Source organism: Vibrio sp. CCUG 15886, from assembly GCF_028570825.1.
GTDB lineage: Bacteria > Pseudomonadota > Gammaproteobacteria > Enterobacterales > Vibrionaceae > Vibrio > Vibrio vulnificus_B.
In genome coordinates this window covers 62,068-80,770 of record NZ_JAQQBT010000007.1, presented here as the reverse complement: position 1 = coordinate 80,770, position 18,703 = coordinate 62,068, and the positions used below count along the sequence as shown (strand labels likewise).

Genomic DNA, 18,703 nt, shown 5'->3' with positions numbered 1-18,703 from the left:
CTCGCTTCGCTCAAACACTGGCGCACTTCGTTTGCGGTTCGACTGGTTCGGTGAGAATGGATAGTACGGGGGAATTTACCCCCGTGATACAGGACGGGGGTTTGCTCACGCTCCGCGTCCTCAGTCTTCGTCCTTGTGCGCGTTCGCTTAACCCCAATGTGGATAGAGACACTGAAAAACGCTGAGCGTTATGCTGATGTGGCGGCTTCTTTCTAGGCTTAGTAGGGCGAGGGGTGGCAGCATGTCAAAGGAACGATGTGGAATACTAACCGCGCCATTTGGCTATGTTCGCTTACTTGAGTTTGGAGAGTGGCTTGGTGCTTCGCTTGCACTGCGTGCATCGCTTTTCCCTGTCGGGGCGAAGGGGGAAGATTAGGTGGTTTTCATCGACGGGCTAGGCCGCGCCTCTCCGCGTCCTAGTCCGTCCTTGTGCGAGGCTTGCCAAGCCCTAGTCTGTTGGCAATGAGCGTCTTTTCTTGTATTCAGTGACCGCGTAACCAACGCAGCTTCTTAGCGTATCGTAGACGAACAGACCGCCCAAGACGGCCAGCAGGTTGTAAAAGTAGGCCGCTTCTAGCAGCGTGGCCAAGTCGTCAGCGCTGATAACGAGGGGTTCCAGTTCCATAGTGTTTCCTCAAAATAGTGGGCCAAGTTGTACGTTGGCCGTTTCGGGTTTTCTCTCCTGGACAACATCACGCGCCATCGGTTTGCAATACACGTTCAGGCTTACCGCTTCCTTCGTCAGCTTGAGCAAGCAATCATCGTAATGCACGTAAGCAATTTGATTGGCCTTTAAGAATCGGTCATTCAAGTAATAGGTGCCTTCCGGTGTTTTCGCCTCTAGCGTGACATAGAAGTAAAAGCCGTCCTTGTTTTGCTTGGTGGTGTGTCCCGTGTAGTAGAGCGTTTGAATATCGTAAAGGCCAAGCATCTGCTTGATGTCGTCTATCCGAGTAGATGGACGATTGGAAACAGAAGTAGCCGTATTCCCGTTCCCACTAGGATGTAAAGTAGGATCAACTTGAGCCCCTTGCGCAGATACCCCAGAGGCCGAGCCAGAAACGGCAATCTCAGTGCTTTGCGTGGCCGCGTTCGCCACCGTCTTAGAAGTACCAAAAACCAAATTGGATAGCGCATAGATGAAATACCCCATACAGAGCAAACCTAAAACCATAACGCCCATGATTTTGGGATTGCGAAATAACATGTTCATTGCACCAGAATCACGCGCAATACCTGTTGATGTAGACTTGTAGAGCAAGAACGCCTCAAGCGGAATTTTCTGCTTGGTCAGGTTTGGATCTTTTCCTTTGGGGATGGTCGGCGTTGAGACGTTCTTCTGATGTTTGTAGATGTAAGGCTTTCGTTTCGCCCAGAAATAAGCGTCACGGCCTTTGTGGAAAAAGCATTCTTCCGAAGGTGCGCGAATTTCACTTTGAATTTGTCCCCAGTCGGGTGAGAGCAAGTGAATATCCCAGTTGTATTTGCGGTGACGTTGAAAGCCTTCGTTAAAGGACAAGGGATAGATGATCCTCCCTTGCTCATCATATTCAGCGCGACCTCTATCATCGACCTCACCAGCATCAAGGTTGGACATATCCGCAGGGGTATAGCGTGAGTAGAAGAAACTCTCATAGTCAGGCGGCAGCTTATCGAGGAACTCAGACAAAGGGCGATACATTACCTTATCGATACGAAAGCCGACGTTCTTAGAGAAAATATCTTGGCACTCATCAATCACAATCAACGCCCCAAGCGGACACCAACAAAAGAAGTGTTGCCACAACTCGATGCCGTCTTGGTCACGGCTAAAGATTCGAATCAAGCGAGTAGTGGAGGGGAACTGGATGTTCAAGCGCTTTTCTATCACCTCAAGCGGTTGCATGCCTTCAATGTTGGTGACGACCACGCGACCCGCTTTCAGAGCTTCGTAAATCACAAAGTAGGCGGTGTAAGCCGATTTATAAGAGCCGTTCGCGCCTGTTCTAATGAAGATAGCCATGATTAAAACCTTGTCATTCTCAGCACAAAGGCCGTCGCTAAGCAGTTGAAGTAAATCGAAATCGCTTGCGGTATCTTGAAAAGAAACGCGTAGTAACGCAGCTCACTAGGCAGTGCGTTAAACGAAGAAGAGATCATTTGATTAAAACCAATGTCATTGAGCAGATATACCGCCGTGTCATAGGCCATTTGCAACGACATGATGAAGAAATAGAACTTAATCTTGACGTACCACGCGTTGAGATAGACGAAGAACTGGTGAAAGTAGTCCGGAATCGACGTGATGAACTCAACGAACGTGTCGCCAATGCTGCTAAGAAACGCTAAGAAATCGAGGATAAGTTGCATTAGTCTTTGGCTCCCATAACAACGCGCAGGCCAGCAATGACCGCGATAAACAAAATCACCGCACTGATGGTGCCGGAGTTACGAACCAGCGCAGGAAAGACCGAAGACGAGGCGCTCAGATTTCCCCCGTTAGCGAACGAGAAATTTAAAGTGTGCTCAACAAACTCGCCATTAGTGAGCGAGCTGGCGTTAAAAGCGAACAGGCTCTTAAAGTCTTGCACCTTTTGGTTGTACTGGTTTTTCAACTCTTCGACTTCGGTGTTGAGCTTGGTGATGTCAGACTCTTGATAGAGGGGCAGCTCATTGAACTTCACCAGTGAATCGTGTTCGCCTTTGTTCAAGCCCTTACCGCCAAGCAAATCGGACATGTCACCGAGTTGATCACCAATATTACCAAGGCTAGTTCCAAGGCCGTCTATCTTAGAGCCGACCGCGTTAACCGCACCAATAACCCCGTCTTGATTGCCACCATTGCCCAACTCCAATGCATCAATTTTGGCGTTCAAGTCTCCGAACTGTGCGTTCATTGAGGCTTCCATCCCATCGACATTTTTGTTGAGCGTGTTGAATTTGGTGTTTAGGTTACGGTTTACGTTGCCGACTTGGGACTTGAGGTTGGTTTGATTGGCCTCAAGCGTGTTTTGGTTGTTATTGATGGCGTTCAAAAGCGTGTTGGATTTTTCGTTGATTTCACGAGTTAGGCGCGTTGTCGTTTGGTCGTGTTCATCTCTCACCGTCAAATCCAGAAAACGAATTTTTTTACTGATGTAATCAGAGAGGTCATTATCAAGGTAAGGGTAGAGCTTATCGACTTCTGCTTTGAGCTCTTCAAGTTGTTTTTGGGTCGCCTCATTACTCTCGTTTGCACTGGTGACAAGTGCTTTCACTTCTTTGTTGACCTCATCGTTAGAGGCGGCAATTTCGCCACCGACTTTTGAAAGGTTTTTGTTGAGGTTTTCATTGGACGCGCTGACTTCGTTCATTACATTCAGGGCCAGAGAATCGAGCTTGAGCAACAGGTCATAGGTTTGTCGGTCAACCTTGTCAGCCACCGAGGTATCGAGCTTTGCAAACGCATGATAAAGGCCAGTGCAATTGAACTTTCCGTCATTGCCCGGAGAGCAAGAAAAGTTCTCTTTCTCCCATTTAGCTTGTGATGCACTGTTGGGGTCGGAATCAGGATTCGTGGGCGGTTGTGGTTTGTCGCTGGGTTTCTCACCACCAAAATAAAGACCGTCTTTTGTACAAGAGCCCCCTGTTGAAATAAACGAGCCCCTGCAATCGCCACTACTGACAAAGCACAGAGAAGACACACCGCCACCATAGCGACGATACTCACAGCCGAGCAAACATAAGTTAGGGTTATTACCATAAACCTTGCCGTTCCAAATTCGAGAAGGCGTGATGTTGCCCACCTCGCAAACTTGTTCAGCGTAAGAAGCAGCAGAAAAGAGAAATAGAATGAGGGTTGCCAGCAAGCAGCAAAAGAAGTTAATCGCAAATCTCATTGTTATTCCCTCAAGAAAAAACGCCTCAGTTAAGAGGCGTTGATACCTGTATAGAAGCCATAAACAAAACATCCCGCCATGGACAGGCCAAAGAGAACAGACAGGACGTTTGTTACGAGCTCAGCCATACGATTAGCGCATCGCGCCGACAATCATTTTCAGACCGAAGCCCAACGCAGCGAGACCAATCAGGCCAACAACCACAAGACTGTAGTTTGATTGGCCAGTCGTCACCGCACCGTTGATAGCGGTTGCAATCGCAGAGGTATCTGCAAATGCGCTAGAAGTGGCAAGAGTGGCCGCAACTGCGATACCGATTTTTTTTGCTAGGTTTTTCATAGGATATTCTCCAACTGAGTTAATAAAGGGCTAACCGCGCCCAAGGGTTTTTACAATGCGACCCAGAATGTGCCCCGACAGCATCGACAACAACAAATAGCCGCTTACCGTGGTGTAGATTTCAGGGTCAATCGTTACCGAACCGAGAGATTGATTGCGTAGCGTCTCAAGTTCAGAAGGGGTGATGATTGTGTAAGTGCAGTCAAAACCTTGAGGCGCCAGCATCAAGTAACCGTTATAAGCAATCACACAATCACTCATGTTTACTTACTCACTTTGCTGTCGAGTTGCTGAGCCATGTATTTCTTTACATCCTCATCAACCGGCACGATTTGAGTCACCAATACTTCCAATGGATCATCGGGATTGCTGCCGAACTTGATTTCATAGTCACGGTTTGGAAGAAACGCCCGTGTTTCAATCAGTTGCTTTGCGTAGTCCAAAGAGACTTTAAGCGGCTGCTTGTTGTAGGGGATATCGGTATTAAAACCGATGCCGTGTTGGTTGAACTTCTCCGCGTTGACGTTTTCAACAGGACGTAAAACGCTCAGTTCAGCGATTTGAGTTCCCGACTTGGGGAAACCTTTAATAACGATTCCGGTGATAGTGGCCATGTTACCTTGACTCCAAAGTTTGATATTTCAGTGATGTATAAGCGTCCGGAACTCCGAGTTCGTCGAAGTGCGTACGTCTCCATTTAGGGGGAATGAGCATGCCGAATGCCTCGCCCAAATCACCCTCCGTCATTGCGACAATTTCCGCTAATGCCTTTCCGCATTGGCGACGAGTCCAAGCAATACGGCCAAAGAACTCAAGACCGACTGCTTTCTTATTCTTGGAAAACTTCACAGGCTCCGCAGGTTCGATACTGGCGGCAAAGTCGCACAGGCCAGAGAAGGCCGAAGCAGGCGCCGCGAGCATATCGATATCGCACTTTTTCAATTCCACTTCGTTGCGATACCAAACCACATCAGGGTCAGTGATTTTTTGCTCAAGCTTTTTGTTGTAGACACGCCAATAAACCAGCGAAGAACGTGAGCCCACGATGGTGGCTTCTTCGAGTAATTCACCGCTTTGCGTGATGCGTTTATGAGGAACCATTGAAGGGCCGCGACCCTTTGGAGCGGTGCGAAATGCCCCCTCATAAAAGCACATTTGCGCATACTTACAGTCAAAAATTCCGGTGTAATCGTCCACGGCCAAGTCCAAGCGAACTAAGCGCGTAATGCCAAGAATCGTTGATAACCACCAATGCAATTTGGTGTGCGTGATGTGGTCAAACAGCTTGGTGCAACCCGTGCCGTTAATCTGAATGAAAATGGTATTGTTATTGCCGCCAATCCCAATCAGGCCGCACTCAACGGTGCGTGTTTTATCGAGGATTAACGCGGAATCTTCATGGCCATGTAAACCACGGCCACGCATCGGCGACATGATGAAACCGAATACCTTTTCCAAGAACTCTTCCAAACGATGGAACAGAATCTTAGATACTTTGGCTTTATGACGAGCCATTGCCGCTTCAATCGCTTCCGGTGAAAAGGCCAACGGTTCGCGATACTCAGGGAACTGCAAGTTGATAAAGTCTTGCTCATTGGATTTGTCCAAATGGCGCAACGATGAGTACGGGAACGTAAACGCCAAGTGGTCAATTTTCACAGGGCGAATTTCGTCAGATAGCATGAAAGACCCCCTTTAAAAGTAGTGATTGATAGTTTTCATCGGTGATTTCGACGAGCTGGTAAGCGTCATCCGGATAGTGAGCCGCAAGAAATTGCTCAAACTCCGCTTGATGCTTGAAGTAGCGATGGCCCCAAGGGAAATAGGCATTAATCCCGTGTGCTGGCTCATTGTCGAAATACACGCTGTCCATGATTACGCGCCCAAAGAGTAGGAGAGTTGAGCCACTGGCCAACGACGCTTCACCATTGGAAGCAGTTTTTTAGCGGTCGAGTCGGGCAGTGTCAGTGCGTGTTTTTGGTCAAACGTGGTGACAATGTCACCTTTTAAAACTGACTTTAGAAACACAGGATGAGCACCAGATGAGAGAACGATTTGAGCTTTCATAATCATTGCTCCATTACTGGCATTTGGTTCATAAAGACATGGTGAAGCTTGAACTTTTTGTTTTTCTTTTCGAGGCGTTGCGTTGTTTTCTCAATACGTTCATCGTCCTTCAAAAACAACTCCGCACCAGCGAGAGACCAAGCTGTTTGAACGCAACCAGACTTACCAAATCTGCAAAAGAAGCGCTGACCGTGTTTTGTGTCGATGAGAATAACGACTGCCGATATTGCTAAATCCATATTAACCACCTTGACCAGTTAACTTGAGAGAGTGACCGCCAAGGCCAAGCGCGAAAGCGTCAAGGGCAAACGCCCAGAGCCGAGGCGGTCAAAATTCGATTTATCGAAACTCTAAATGCGATTAATCGAACTTACAAGATGCGAAAAATCGAATGTATCAGGCTAAAATGATTAAAAATGGAGGGTCATCTATGTACGCAAATGAACTGTTAGATGCCTATAAAAAGGCTCAAAACTACGTACAAGACAAACAAATAGCTCACGATTTGAATGTGGAACCAAATAAAATCAGCAAAATGAGAAATGGAATCAGGTATGTAACTGATGAAGAAGCAATTTTTCTAGCTGAAGGCGCAGGAATTGAACCAGAAGTTGCGCTTATTGGTGTTCACGCTGATCGCAATGAAAACCCACGCATCAGAGAGCTATGGAATAACATTGCAAAAAAGCATAACGGGCTCGGTTTACGTGGAATTTCAATGGCTTGCGGTGGCTTGGCTATGTGGATTGGTAGCCCTACGGAAGCCTTGGCTAAGTGCGCATTATGTATATTATGTTAAATATAATATAACGCTACGTGAAATGTTTGAATCTCTACCACCCTTTATTGATATTGTTGCGCGTATTCATGATTAAACATAATTCGTATTTACCATAAAATACCTAATATAGAACCTTATTAATCAAAGATTTAAGGTTCTATATTGGTTATACGATTAAGGCTTCGATTGCGTTGGCAAGTTCTTGTTTTCGTACAGGCTTGGCAACGAAGCTGTCCATGCCAACGTCTAGGCAATTTTGTTTATCGCTGGCTAAGGCATGGGCTGTTAAAGCGATAATTGGCACTTCAAATCCCTTTGCTCGTAGAATTTTAGTTGCTGTGAGTCCATCCATGACTGGCATTGACACGTCCATAAACACCACATCCAGTGACTCAGTGTTGGACTCGATGAACTCTATCGCTTCGCTGCCATTGTTGGCAATAAACACGTTGTGGCCAAGTTTGTTTAAAAGCAGTTGGATAACCATTTGATTGGAATGTGTATCTTCTACGACTAAAACATTCAATGCTCTGTCGCGTTTGTTAGTCGTGCCGTCTTGGCTCAAACGAATAAGCTTGCGACTTTTGACCGGAATTTTCACAACGAATGTCGAGCCCTTACCAAACTGACTAGAAACACGAACCGTTCCTGACATGAGTTCAACCAAATGTTTTGTAATAGCAAGCCCTAGACCCGTTCCTCCAAATTTTCTGGTAATTGAACTATCTGCTTGTTTAAACGCAGTGAACAAAGAGCTAATTTTGTCTTTCTCAATGCCAATTCCGGTGTCTGTGACAGAGATGGATAACTCATCATTCTCTAGGTTCACACGAATATCAATCTGGCCTTGCTGAGTAAACTTCACCGCGTTACCAATGAGATTAAATAACACTTGAGACAATCGGCTGGGATCAAGCCAATAGTGACGCTTGTCGTCAAGTTCGATGCTGAGTTCAATATTGAGCCCTTTTGTTGCTGCGACTAATTGCTGTTGCGATACCACAAAAGTGACAGTGTCATTTATGTTGATCCATTGAGGTGAAAGGGAAAATTCGCCAGATTCAATTTTGGATAGGTCAAGTATGTCGCTGATGATTGCCAGTAAAAGCCCTGCCGAACTTTCCATATGGGAGAGCAAGTTGATGTGACCTGCTGACATGTCGGACTGTTTGAGAACATCCAGCATTCCCAAAACAGAGTTCAATGGTGTTCTTAACTCATGGCTCATCATGGCTAGAAACTCGGATTTTGCTCGGTTGGCTCGTTCAGACTCTTCCCTGGCCAATGCCAATTCTCGGGTCCTTAATTCAACGATACGTTGTAACTTCTCTTTGTTTTCGATATCAATAACAGCTCGTTCTATCAAAGGCAAAAAGCGCTTGAGAGTTTCTTTCGCTTCAATACTGAACTGCCCTTTTGTATTACCGATCAGGAGAATAACGGATTGTGTGACCTGAGCATCAATACCCGTTAATAAAACAGAGTTAATGTGGCTTTTGATAAAGCTGTTGAGCTGTTTAAACTCTGACAACTCGGTGGGTTCGAATAGAATGATGCATTCGCCATTGAGCACTCGGCTAAATTTTTTTCCATCACACCAAGTTGTATTATTGAACACTTGGTTTGTCGTGAGCAACGTTGCGAAACTCTCTTTATCGCAGTGCCGGGTAAGGACCACAAAATCATCAAAGTTGATGTATTTCTTCAATACATTATTGAGGCCTAAGAAGATTTCGTGACGATTTTTTGCTTCACTCATTGCAGAGATTGCGCTGAGGATGGCTTTGTTTTCTTCAGCTAGTCGTTTTTCGAGTTCCCTACTCTTTTTAAGCTCAACTAATGCGTCGTGAAGGGCTTCTTTTTCAAACGTTGTCATGTTATTTACTTTCATCCGGTGAATGGAAAATAGCTGAAGAAATCATTAAGTTACCGTGCCCGTTTTCACCGCCAACGAAGCGCCCCTGCTCGCCGAAAGTAAACGGGCAAATAAAAGGTTTATCATCTAATTCATCTAGAAGTTGTTTCAAAACACTGTCGATATCGTGTTTTAAGTGAATCATAGGGCCTGCACAAAAATGTTAATAACACCTATTTTTCGAGAGTCTTCTAGTTTTTGCCAAAATGCCGCATTGATAACTCGTGCTGCTCGGCTGATAAGCTGATCTTTACATCCCTGCATGAGGTAGATGCGCTCTCCCAGATCGACGGTAGAAAAGAGTTCAATACCATTTTCAGTCGTTTCTCTGACTGGGTGTGAAAGCTTAAAGTAAGGATAATCGTAGAGCTGCCCTGCAACTCGCCCTAACGGATACGCAGTTGCAATATCAAAGATCAATTGTTCTTGGTTGTACTCATCAAGATGAATTTTGGTCCAATCTTTGTACACGGAACTTGCGGGTTTACCATCAATCTCCAGTAGAACTCTATCGCTGACTTTCGTAACGAGCCCCGATAATTCTGTTGGCGTGTGGCCTGCACTAAACGCAGTGAAGATAGATTGTGAAGAGAAAAATACCGTGAGGCTAATGCCTTTTATGCTTGTTCCCTGCGTTGTGAAAATAGACCAGTTTCCTTTGACCTGATTGTCGGCTGCGCTTCCGCCGATAATAGGTACTAAAGTTCCAAACTTTTGGTCAATAGCTTCGATGATTGACTCCTCATTCCCTGGAGTCGCATGAAGTAAGATCAGACTAGGTACTTCCCCAACTCGGTCTGCATTGTGAAGTGCCATATCCAACGTTTTAAATACAATTTCCGTGACGCTGTCACTGCTTTCGTCGATGTCTGATATCCCAGTGCCATAAGCGTTGCTACCACTGTCATAGATAGCAAAAACACCAACAACAGGCCCTGGGTGAAATCCCTTATCGGTCATGATCGCGCGACATGAACTTGCACCATGTACAGGAATCGCAGGAAAATGTTGTCGGAAAGAATGTTGAAGTTTATGGCTAGAATACTCTTCGGTATAGTAGCAAATGAGCATCGCTAAGTGATCATGAGCGATCTGCTCTTTGATTGCAGCGACAGCGTGTTCTTCGTTGGTCAAATGACTAATAACAGATTGGCAAAGCATCACGTAGTAACGATTTCTAAAACTCCCCTTACTTTATACCAATCTAGTACTCCACTTCTATTAATTTGAATGAGAAGTACTGAACCAGTCTATAACAACGCGTGCCAAGTCTGATTTATAGAACAATAACCGCAATGGTCGTATTGTCTTTATTACGTATTTTTATTGATGTAGCAGTGCTTGCATCTAATAAAATGATGTTATCGCTGAATGGTATATTTGATGCTTTATTTTGATCTAAATCAATTTTTAAATTATTGTTTTTATCTGTTTGGATCTTAATTTGGTGGCTAGCGCGATAAATAATCATTTTACTGTTATCAAGTGTTAACTCGCATCGTTCTTTTTGTGAACAATCAATCTCTTCCAGCGGTTGATAACTCAACGACCTCCATATAAACGCCACCACTAATATCGTGAGCATGATTAATATTTGTGCAAGCCTTGCCTTTGTTAACTTTTGTGCCGGCATTTTTTCAGTTTTCCTTGTTACAAACTTCAAAGTTTTTAAATAAAAGATGATTTCCAGAGCGTCAGTAAGGTTACTACTCTGTCATTGAATTGTTAATTCAAGTATAGTGTGCCACTGAAAATGCCACTTTTTCTTAAAGTCGGCAAGAGGAATAAAGTGATGATAACGCAGTATTTCTTGAGTTGATTTGGGTGGTGTTACGACGCAAGTCGTGTTGGAAGTAAAGTGTAGTTAATTAGAAATTGGAAGCATGCAAATGAGCCAAGAAAAGCAGCTTGAACAAAACTACAACTATACAGTCGTTCGTCAATTTACCCTTGTGACCATTTTATGGGGTATTGTTGGCATGGCTGTTGGTGTTTTGATTGCCGCTCAATTAGTATGGCCACAGCTCAACTTTGATACGCCGTGGTTGACGTACAGTCGTTTACGTCCCCTGCATACTAACGCGGTCATTTTCGCGTTTGGTACAAGTGCCTTGTTCGCAACGTCATACTATGTTGTACAGCGCACCTGTCAAACTCGTCTATTTGGTGGTCCTCTCGTCGCCTTCACCTTCTGGGGTTGGCAGGCTATTATTCTTGCCGCTGCAATCACTTTGCCACTGGGTTTAACCTCCGGTAAAGAATATGCAGAACTTGAATGGCCAATTGATATTGCAATCGCAGTCGTATGGGTTTCATACGCGGTTGTTTTCTTTGGAACCTTAGTGAAACGTAATACTTCTCACATTTACGTAGCAAACTGGTTCTTTGGTGCCTTTATCATTACCGTGGCAGTGCTTCACATTGTGAACAGCATGGCAATCCCTGTTTCACTTGGTAAATCTTACTCGATTTACTCAGGTGCAGTAGATGCGATGGTTCAATGGTGGTACGGTCACAATGCGGTAGGTTTCCTTCTTACAGCGGGTTTCCTTGGTATGATGTACTACTTTGTACCAAAGCAAGCTGAGCGTCCTGTTTACTCATACCGTTTGTCAATTGTCCACTTCTGGGCTCTTGTTTCTTTGTATATCTGGGCTGGTCCTCACCACTTACATTACACAGCACTACCTGACTGGACTCAGTCTCTAGGTATGGTTATGTCTTTGGTTCTATTCGCTCCATCTTGGGGTGGTATGATCAACGGTATTATGACCCTGTCTGGTGCGTGGCATAAGCTACGTTACGACCCAATTTTGCGTTTCTTGATCGTTTCACTTTCTTTCTATGGCATGTCGACTTTCGAAGGTCCTATGATGTCAATTAAGACGGTGAACGCATTGTCACACTACACCGACTGGACTGTTGGTCACGTTCACTCAGGTGCGTTGGGTTGGGTTGCAATGGTATCAATCGGTTCGGTTTACCACTTGATCCCTCGCCTATTTAACCAAGAGCGCATGTACTCAGTAAGCCTAATCAATGTTCACTCCTGGTTGGCGACTATCGGTACAGTACTGTACATCGTTGCAATGTGGATCTCTGGTGTTATGCAGGGTCTGATGTGGCGTGCAGTCAACTCTGACGGTACGTTGACTTACAGCTTCGTGGAATCTGTTGAGGCTTCTTACCCATTCTACTTCGTACGTTTCTTAGGTGGTTTCATCTTCCTATCGGGTATGTTCCTAATGGCATACAACACGTACAAAACAGTGACTGCACCTAAGCAAAGCTTAAAAGCAGTTGCACAGCCGGCATAAGGAGATTGAAGAATGAGTTCGAATTCTAATAATCGCCACGAGATCATTGAACGTAATGTCGGTTTGTTGGCTATCTTTATCGTTTTTGCAATCAGTTGGGGTGCTCTTGTTGAGATCACACCGTTGATTTTCCAAAAACAAACAACTGAGCCTGTAGAAAATCTACGTGCTTATTCTGCTCTAGAGATGGAAGGTCGCGATATTTACATCCGTGAAGGCTGTAACGTTTGCCATAGTCAAATGATTCGTCCTTTCCGTTCAGAAACAGAACGATACGGTCATTACTCAGTCGCTGGTGAAAGCGTTTGGGAACACCCTTTCCTTTGGGGTTCTAAGCGTACAGGCCCTGATTTGGCACGTGTTGGTGGTCGTTACTCAGATGAGTGGCATCGCGTTCACTTGTTAGACCCTCGTGAGCTAGTACCTGAATCAAACATGCCTGGTTTCCCATGGCTAGCTGAGAACGTACTAGATGGCAAATTGACCCAGAAAAAATTGGAAGTGTTCCGTAATCAGTTTGGTGTTCCATACACTGATGAGCAGATTGCAAACGCATCCAAAGATGTTGAAGGAAAAACGGAGATGGATGCCATCATCGCTTACCTTCAGTCTCTTGGTCATGCGATGAAATAAGGGGGCATATCATGGATTTCGGTACAATTCATAGTATTTATACCGTTGTACTTTTCGTTAGTTTTATTGGCATTGTTGCTTGGGCATACAGCAAAAAGCGTAAAGCGAGTTTTGATGAGGCCGCCAACCTTGTTTTTGCTGATGAAGAGAAATCTGGCCCAACTAAACAAGGAGTGACGAAGTAATGACTACATTCTGGAGTCTCTGGATTATCGTGATTACTGTCGGTACGCTTGTTGGCTGTGCTGTACTTCTTTACTGGTGCGCTAAAGATAAAATGGGCGTGGAAGAAGGTGCAGATATGGGCCACGAGTACGACGGTATTCGCGAGCTAAATAACCCACTGCCAAAATGGTGGACTTACTTGTTCGTAGGTACATTTATTTTTGCAGCGGTTTACCTAACCCTGTTCCCAGGCTTGGGTAATTTTAAAGGTGTTTTGGGTTGGCAAAGTTCTGCTCAGACAGTTCGAACGGTTGAAGAGTCTAAGCAAGCCATCGCCAACGCTCAATCAAACAAACAACTGAACCAATACGCAAAAGACTTGGATGATGCTGATGCATACTTTGGTGAAGCATTCCGTCGCTTGGCGTTTGATGACAACGGCTTACGCCCTATCCCAGCTATTGCAGGTGATGATGAGGCGTTAAAGGTAGGCCAACGCCTATTCCTACAAAACTGTTCTCAGTGTCATGGTTCCGATGCGCGCGGTCAGAAAGGTTTCCCTAACCTTACAGACAATGCTTGGTTGTACGGTGGTGAACCTCAAGCTATCGTAACAACAATCATGCATGGTCGTATTGGCCAAATGCCAGCGTGGAAAGATGCACTTGGTGAGCAAGGCGTAGAAGAAGTTGTGAGCTACGTTTTGAGTTTGTCTGGTCGTAAAGTGAATGCGCGAGAAGCCGAAGCAGGTAAAGCTCGTTTCGTTGTCTGTGCAGCGTGTCACGGTACTGATGGTAAAGGTAACCCAGCAGTAGGTGCGCCTGATCTAACAGACAAAGATTGGTTGTTTGGTGATTCTCGCGCAGACATTACTGAAACCGTTATGAACGGACGTTCTGGTGTCATGCCAGCCTGGAAAGACATTCTAGGCGAGGACAAAGTTCAGCTTGTTTCAGCGTATGTTTGGAGCCTAAGCAACGGCGAAAATAATAAGTAACATTTCAATAACAGCCCCTTTTTAAGGGGCTGTCTTTCCTTTAAATTAAAGCCCTTATCTTTCATTTAGTTGTTGAGAACTTTTTTATGGTAAAGCCTTGGTATAAACAGTTTTGGCCGTGGTTTCTGATCATTTTGCCACTGACAGTGGTAGTGTGGACGATCGTGACAGTGGTAATTTTTTCACAAAACTCAGTCTCTCTTGTCGCGGAGGATTACTATAAAAAAGGTAAAGGGATCAATATAGACATTAGTAAACTGAATGTCGCGAAAGAACTGGGGTTGAATGCCACCGTTTCTTCAGATAACAATGTCATTGTTATCGAATTCAGCAAAGGTGATCTTCCTCATTTTCCTGCGTTGACCGCAACATTTACACATCGCACTCTACCCGACCGAGATTTCACACAATTGCTCACGGCGGATGCCAAAGGTGTCTATCGCTTATCGCTGGATCACAAAATGGAAGGGCCTTGGTTTATTGAGCTTCAACCACATGACCAAAAGTGGTTAGTTCAAGGTCGCGTTACTTTCCCTTCTTCCGCAACTGTTTTGATGAACTAAGACTATGACACAATCCTGTTATCACTGTGGTGAAGATGTACCGGTCAACACGGATTTTAAAGTTGAAATCTTAGGTGAAACTCGCGAAATGTGTTGCCCAGGTTGTGAGACCGTGGCGCAAACAATCGTGGATAATGGCCTCGTTTCTTATTACCAATATCGAACCGCGCCAGCAGAAAAAGTGGAGTTGGTGCCTGAGCAACTCAAGGCCCTCATTCATTACGACAACGAGGAAGTTCAAGCCGAGTTTGTGCGCAGCAACGACAATTATTGTGAAGTGATGCTTTCTTTAGAAGGCGTTTCTTGTGCGGCGTGCGCGTGGTTAATTGAAAAACAAGTGAATGGTCAAACGGGTGTGGTGTCAATAAAGGTAAATACCACCACGAATCGAGCACTGCTCTCTTGGGATAAATCCAAAACAAAACTGAGTGAGCTTCTTTCCGGCATTCATGCTCTAGGCTACAAAGCCGCCCCTTTTGAAGCGGATAAACAAGAGGCCTCATATCATGCGACGATGAAGCAGTATCTTTATCGACTCGGCATAGCGGGACTGGCGACAATGCAAGTGATGATGCTGGCCGTTGCATTGTATTTGGAAGTTTTTGGCGATCTTGAACCAGAGTTTAAGAATTACTTTCGTTGGGTGAGTTTGATTTTTGCAACACCAGTGTTGCTTTACTCTGCCCTACCATTTTACCTAAATGCTTGGCGCAGTATTAAAGGAAGAACCTTGGGGATGGATGTGCCTGTATCCATTGCCTTGATTTTTGCATATTGTGCGAGCTTAGTGGCAACCGTCACAGAACAAGGGGAAGTGTTTTTTGAGTCCATCTCAATGTTCACTTTTTTCTTGTTAGTTGGGCGCTTTTTAGAAATGCGAGCTCGTCGAAAAGCGGCGGCTGCAAGTGGTAATTTGCTTAAACTGATCCCTGCTATCGCCACAACGTTGGATGGCAAGCAAGTGCCGGTAAAGAGCTTAAAAATTGGTGATCAAGTCCGAGTTTTACCCGGTGAGCATATACCCGCCGATGGTTTTGTCGTTGAAGGACGAATCCATATTGACGAATCAATGCTAACTGGAGAATCAGTGCATGTCGTCAAGCGCGCTGGTGACGCTGTTTTTGCTGGTACCCTCAATGGCGATGAGTCGTTTGTTTTGCAGGTAACGAGCTCGAAAGCGGATTCGGTGATTTCTAATATCGTTCGGCTTCAAGATGAAGCGCAGCACTCTAAGCCCAAAATTGCCGAAGTGGCAGACGTAGTGGCGCGTTATTTTGTTGGTGCTATTTTGCTTATTTCCGCAGCCACTTGGTTCTATTGGCACCAAACAAAACCTGAGGACGCATTTTGGATTATGCTGTCTGTTCTTGTGGCGACTTGCCCATGCGCGCTTTCTCTTGCAACACCAACGGCACTAACGTGCGCCACGTCTCGAATGGGTAACTTTGGTATCCTATTGCGAAAAGGACATGTATTTGAAACCTTGTGTAAAGTTAACCATTTAGTGATCGATAAAACAGGCACGCTGACCAAAGGCGACATTGAAATCGAAGATACAAAAACCTTCGATGAGTTCAATAAAGGAACGTGTCTTGCGTTAGCAGCTAGCTTAGAAAGCCATGCCAATCACCCTATTGCCCGTGCATTCAAACCTTATTTTGATACAGATTTCCAGGTTAGCGATGTGGTCAACATCATTGGTTCTGGCATTTCCGGAACGTGGGATAATAAGGCAATAAACATCGGCAGCGCGGCGTTCGTTCTAGGTAGAGCCGCATTAGAAAAAAATGCGGTTTATATGTCCATTGATGGTAAGCATGTGGCAACATTCTATTATCATGATCCAATTCGAAAAGAGAGTCATGAGCTCATTGAAAAGTTTGCCCAAGCAGGTATCAAAACCACTTTGTTAACGGGAGACTCGGCCGCCAATGCTGAGGGTGTCGCAAAGGCCGTTGGAATTGAGCACGTTATCGCGTCAGCGAAACCGGAGGATAAACTAGCGTATCTCAAAGGATTGGAAGAGAACGATATCACGATGATGGTTGGTGACGGTATCAACGATGCTCCAACACTAGCTGGTGCACATTTATCTGTAGCAATGGGCAGTGGTACTGATGTCGCTAAGGCATCTGCTGATATGACGCTGCTTGGGGATCGTTTAGATAAGCTCCTAGAAGCTCGTGAGTTGGCGTTAAGAACTCGACGAATCATAAAGGAAAATCTCGCTTGGTCATTGGGTTATAACCTATTGATTCTACCTCTGGCTGTCGCTGGTTTGGTTGCGCCTTATATTGCGGTTGTAGGAATGTCTGGTAGCTCTATAATAGTGGTCTCTAACTCCTTAAGACTGCTCAAAGAGCGTGGAAAGTAAACAATGGAAAGTTTGTATCTTCTTATCCCAATTGCAATCGTGTTGGTTTGTGTTGCTGTAGCGATATTTCTTTGGGCGGTAAAAAGCGAGCAGTTTGAAGATCTCGAAAGGCAAGGCAGTAACATTTTGTTCGATGAAGAGCATGTCAAGCCGACGGAAAAAGAGAAATCTTGATGGCACCTGATGTTATTGGAGCCTTTATGATCGGCCTTGCTGGGGCCGGTCATTGCATTGGAATGTGCGGCGGTATCGCTTCTTTACTTAATCTAGGACAGCAACAAGCCTCTCCTATTCGCAACACCCTTCTTTATAATCTTGGACGCCTCACTAGCTATGCATTATTTGGTGCATTGATTGGGGGAGCTGTCTCATCATTAGCTGAGCTCAGTGGCTTAAATCAGTCTTTAGCTTGGCTAAGGTTGATTGCGGCATTTTTCATGATTCTCGTTGCTCTGTATATCTCCAAGATATGGAATGCACTCTTGTTCGTCGAAAAAGCTGGGCAATCTATCTGGCGATGGATCAAACCAATAACCGCTCGCCTCCTACCTATTCAACATCCCTTACAAGCATTCCCTTATGGCTTTGTTTGGGGATGGTTACCATGTGGTTTAGTCTATTCTGCACTGACGTGGTCGGCGGTATCTGGTAGTTATTACAATGGTGCGCTTATCATGCTGGCTTTTGGATTTGGAACTCTGCCCGCTATGTTACTTGTTGGCGTCGGTGCGCGATTTATTGCACAGCTTCAGACATCGTTAACATTTCGACATATCACTGCGTTAATGCTCATTATCTATGGTCTTTACACCGCTTACGACGCAGTAAAATTGTTACACTTGATCAACTAACCTGAAGATGACGCACTTTTTTTTACTATCCTTTAGTATTAACCAGTGCTAAAATATTGACGTATATCAAATAGTGAAAGGTTGTTATGATTTCTGAAAAACCTGCGACAAAGCGCATCCAATCAGGTGGTTGTGCGATTCATTGTCAAGATTGTAGTATCAGCCAACTGTGTATTCCGTTTACATTAAACGAAGCTGAATTGGATCAACTCGATCAAATTATCGAACGTAAAAAGCCGATCCAAAAAGGCCAAGAGTTATTCAAAGCCGGTGATGATCTAAAATCTCTTTACGCAATTCGTTCTGGTACGATTAAAAGCTACACAATTACCGAGCAGGGTGATGAGCAGATTACGGCTTTCCACTTGGCTGGAGATTTAGTTGGTTTTGATGCAATTACAGGTGATAGCCACCCTAGTTTTGCTCAGGCACTAGAAACTTCAATGGTTTGTGAGATTCCTTACGAAATTCTTGACGACCTTTCGGGAAAAATGCCTAAGCTTCGTCAACAAATCATGCGCCTGATGAGTAATGAAATCAAAGGTGACCAAGAAATGATTTTGTTACTTTCGAAGAAGAATGCAGAAGAGCGTTTAGCCGCATTTTTGTACAATCTATCTACCCGTTTCTCGCAACGTGGCTTTAGTCCGCGTGAGTTTCGTTTGACCATGACTCGTGGTGATATTGGTAATTACCTAGGTCTTACTGTCGAAACGATCAGCCGCCTTCTTGGCCGTTTCCAGAAGTCAGAGATTCTTAGTGTAAAAGGTAAGTACATTACGATTCTTGACCACGATGCACTGATGGAACTTGCTGGCGTATCAAAAGAGTAAATCTCTACTGC

The 18,703-nt window shown here is 44.9% G+C and carries 24 protein-coding genes and 1 pseudogene; 11 read left to right on the top strand and 14 right to left on the bottom strand.

Annotated features, from left to right (window positions below):
- Nucleotides 1-241 precede the first annotated feature (241 nt).
- Complete coding sequence (locus PQQ36_RS14340; RefSeq protein WP_263115945.1) at nucleotides 242-376, top strand: hypothetical protein; 135 nt, start codon at nucleotides 242-244, stop codon at nucleotides 374-376.
- Nucleotides 377-448: 72 nt separating this feature from the next.
- On the opposite strand, the gene PQQ36_RS14335 is transcribed toward PQQ36_RS14340, so the two are convergent.
- From PQQ36_RS14335 to PQQ36_RS14285, 11 genes are all read right to left on the bottom strand, one after another.
- Entirely contained in the window at nucleotides 449-625 is a 177-nt protein-coding gene (locus tag PQQ36_RS14335) for a hypothetical protein (protein WP_158001903.1), read from the bottom strand.
- Between the two features lie 9 nt (nucleotides 626-634).
- Nucleotides 635-2,002, bottom strand: coding sequence for a zonular occludens toxin domain-containing protein (locus PQQ36_RS14330; RefSeq protein WP_130239710.1), 1,368 nt, complete (start codon nucleotides 2,000-2,002; stop codon nucleotides 635-637).
- 2 nt (nucleotides 2,003-2,004) lie between these two features.
- Entirely contained in the window at nucleotides 2,005-2,349 is a 345-nt protein-coding gene (locus tag PQQ36_RS14325) for a DUF2523 family protein (protein ID WP_039537895.1), read from the bottom strand.
- Complete coding sequence (locus PQQ36_RS14320; RefSeq protein ID WP_130239709.1) at nucleotides 2,349-3,857, bottom strand: hypothetical protein; 1,509 nt, start codon at nucleotides 3,855-3,857, stop codon at nucleotides 2,349-2,351. The genes PQQ36_RS14325 and PQQ36_RS14320 overlap by 1 nt, the downstream gene beginning before the upstream one ends.
- A 132-nt stretch (nucleotides 3,858-3,989) precedes the next feature.
- Complete coding sequence (locus PQQ36_RS14315) at nucleotides 3,990-4,196, bottom strand: hypothetical protein (protein ID WP_039537901.1); 207 nt, start codon at nucleotides 4,194-4,196, stop codon at nucleotides 3,990-3,992.
- 30 nt (nucleotides 4,197-4,226) lie between these two features.
- Complete coding sequence (locus PQQ36_RS14310) at nucleotides 4,227-4,457, bottom strand: hypothetical protein (protein ID WP_015727932.1); 231 nt, start codon at nucleotides 4,455-4,457, stop codon at nucleotides 4,227-4,229.
- Nucleotides 4,458-4,459: 2 nt separating this feature from the next.
- Nucleotides 4,460-4,810 (bottom strand): DUF1293 domain-containing protein, encoded by a 351-nt coding sequence (locus PQQ36_RS14305; protein WP_015727931.1) that lies wholly within the window; start codon nucleotides 4,808-4,810, stop codon nucleotides 4,460-4,462.
- A 1-nt stretch (nucleotide 4,811) separates the two neighbouring features.
- Complete coding sequence (locus PQQ36_RS14300) at nucleotides 4,812-5,879, bottom strand: replication initiation factor domain-containing protein (RefSeq protein ID WP_273661746.1); 1,068 nt, start codon at nucleotides 5,877-5,879, stop codon at nucleotides 4,812-4,814.
- Nucleotides 5,869-6,069, bottom strand: a complete 201-nt coding sequence (locus PQQ36_RS14295; protein WP_015727929.1) for a hypothetical protein — start codon at nucleotides 6,067-6,069, stop codon at nucleotides 5,869-5,871. The genes PQQ36_RS14300 and PQQ36_RS14295 overlap by 11 nt, the downstream gene beginning before the upstream one ends.
- 2 nt (nucleotides 6,070-6,071) lie before the next feature.
- Nucleotides 6,072-6,263 carry a hypothetical protein gene (locus PQQ36_RS14290; protein ID WP_039560615.1) on the bottom strand — a complete coding sequence of 64 codons (192 nt, stop codon included), beginning with the start codon at nucleotides 6,261-6,263 and terminating at the stop codon, nucleotides 6,072-6,074.
- 2 nt (nucleotides 6,264-6,265) lie between these two features.
- Entirely contained in the window at nucleotides 6,266-6,502 is a 237-nt protein-coding gene (locus tag PQQ36_RS14285; protein ID WP_052132500.1) for a hypothetical protein, read from the bottom strand.
- 191 nt (nucleotides 6,503-6,693) lie between these two features.
- Here PQQ36_RS14285 and PQQ36_RS14280 point away from each other — a divergent pair, with 191 nt between their 5' ends.
- Nucleotides 6,694-7,062, top strand: coding sequence for a DUF3693 domain-containing protein (locus tag PQQ36_RS14280; RefSeq protein WP_130239708.1), 369 nt, complete (start codon nucleotides 6,694-6,696; stop codon nucleotides 7,060-7,062).
- Between the two features lie 148 nt (nucleotides 7,063-7,210).
- On the opposite strand, the gene PQQ36_RS14275 is transcribed toward PQQ36_RS14280, so the two are convergent.
- The 3 genes and pseudogenes from PQQ36_RS14275 to PQQ36_RS14265 form a co-directional block, all read right to left on the bottom strand.
- Nucleotides 7,211-8,935, bottom strand: a complete 1,725-nt coding sequence (locus tag PQQ36_RS14275) for an ATP-binding protein (protein WP_443098526.1) — start codon at nucleotides 8,933-8,935, stop codon at nucleotides 7,211-7,213.
- A pseudogene (locus tag PQQ36_RS14270) lies at nucleotides 8,922-10,120 on the bottom strand (FIST signal transduction protein). The gene PQQ36_RS14275 and the pseudogene PQQ36_RS14270 overlap by 14 nt, the downstream one beginning before the upstream one ends.
- A gap of 115 nt (nucleotides 10,121-10,235) precedes the next feature.
- Nucleotides 10,236-10,592, bottom strand: a complete 357-nt coding sequence (locus PQQ36_RS14265) for a hypothetical protein (protein WP_043877168.1) — start codon at nucleotides 10,590-10,592, stop codon at nucleotides 10,236-10,238.
- 250 nt (nucleotides 10,593-10,842) lie between these two features.
- Between PQQ36_RS14265 and ccoN the strand changes: the two genes are divergently transcribed.
- The 9 genes from ccoN (at nucleotide 10,843) to PQQ36_RS14220 (ending at nucleotide 18,692) form a co-directional block, all read left to right on the top strand.
- The gene (gene ccoN, locus PQQ36_RS14260; RefSeq protein WP_273661744.1) at nucleotides 10,843-12,276 is read left to right on the top strand and encodes a cytochrome-c oxidase, cbb3-type subunit I; all 1,434 of its coding nucleotides are present in this window, start codon (nucleotides 10,843-10,845) and stop codon (nucleotides 12,274-12,276) included.
- A 12-nt stretch (nucleotides 12,277-12,288) separates the two neighbouring features.
- On the top strand, nucleotides 12,289-12,909 hold the full coding sequence (gene ccoO / locus PQQ36_RS14255) for a cytochrome-c oxidase, cbb3-type subunit II (protein WP_011080465.1): 621 nt from the start codon (nucleotides 12,289-12,291) through the stop codon (nucleotides 12,907-12,909).
- An 11-nt stretch (nucleotides 12,910-12,920) separates the two neighbouring features.
- Entirely contained in the window at nucleotides 12,921-13,094 is a 174-nt protein-coding gene (locus PQQ36_RS14250) for a cbb3-type cytochrome oxidase subunit 3 (RefSeq protein WP_072614899.1), read from the top strand.
- Nucleotides 13,094-14,071, top strand: a complete 978-nt coding sequence (gene ccoP, locus PQQ36_RS14245) for a cytochrome-c oxidase, cbb3-type subunit III (RefSeq protein ID WP_273661743.1) — start codon at nucleotides 13,094-13,096, stop codon at nucleotides 14,069-14,071. Before PQQ36_RS14250 ends, ccoP begins: the two co-directional genes overlap by 1 nt.
- Nucleotides 14,072-14,157: 86 nt before the next feature.
- Nucleotides 14,158-14,634, top strand: a complete 477-nt coding sequence (locus tag PQQ36_RS14240) for a FixH family protein (protein ID WP_011080462.1) — start codon at nucleotides 14,158-14,160, stop codon at nucleotides 14,632-14,634.
- A 4-nt stretch (nucleotides 14,635-14,638) separates the two neighbouring features.
- Complete coding sequence (locus PQQ36_RS14235; protein ID WP_273661742.1) at nucleotides 14,639-17,008, top strand: heavy metal translocating P-type ATPase; 2,370 nt, start codon at nucleotides 14,639-14,641, stop codon at nucleotides 17,006-17,008.
- A 3-nt stretch (nucleotides 17,009-17,011) separates the two neighbouring features.
- Entirely contained in the window at nucleotides 17,012-17,182 is a 171-nt protein-coding gene (gene ccoS / locus PQQ36_RS14230) for a cbb3-type cytochrome oxidase assembly protein CcoS (protein WP_011080460.1), read from the top strand.
- Nucleotides 17,182-17,859, top strand: a complete 678-nt coding sequence (locus tag PQQ36_RS14225) for a sulfite exporter TauE/SafE family protein (protein ID WP_072614901.1) — start codon at nucleotides 17,182-17,184, stop codon at nucleotides 17,857-17,859. Before ccoS ends, PQQ36_RS14225 begins: the two co-directional genes overlap by 1 nt.
- Nucleotides 17,860-17,945: 86 nt before the next feature.
- Complete coding sequence (locus PQQ36_RS14220) at nucleotides 17,946-18,692, top strand: FNR family transcription factor (RefSeq protein ID WP_011080458.1); 747 nt, start codon at nucleotides 17,946-17,948, stop codon at nucleotides 18,690-18,692.
- Nucleotides 18,693-18,703: the final 11 nt, after the last annotated feature.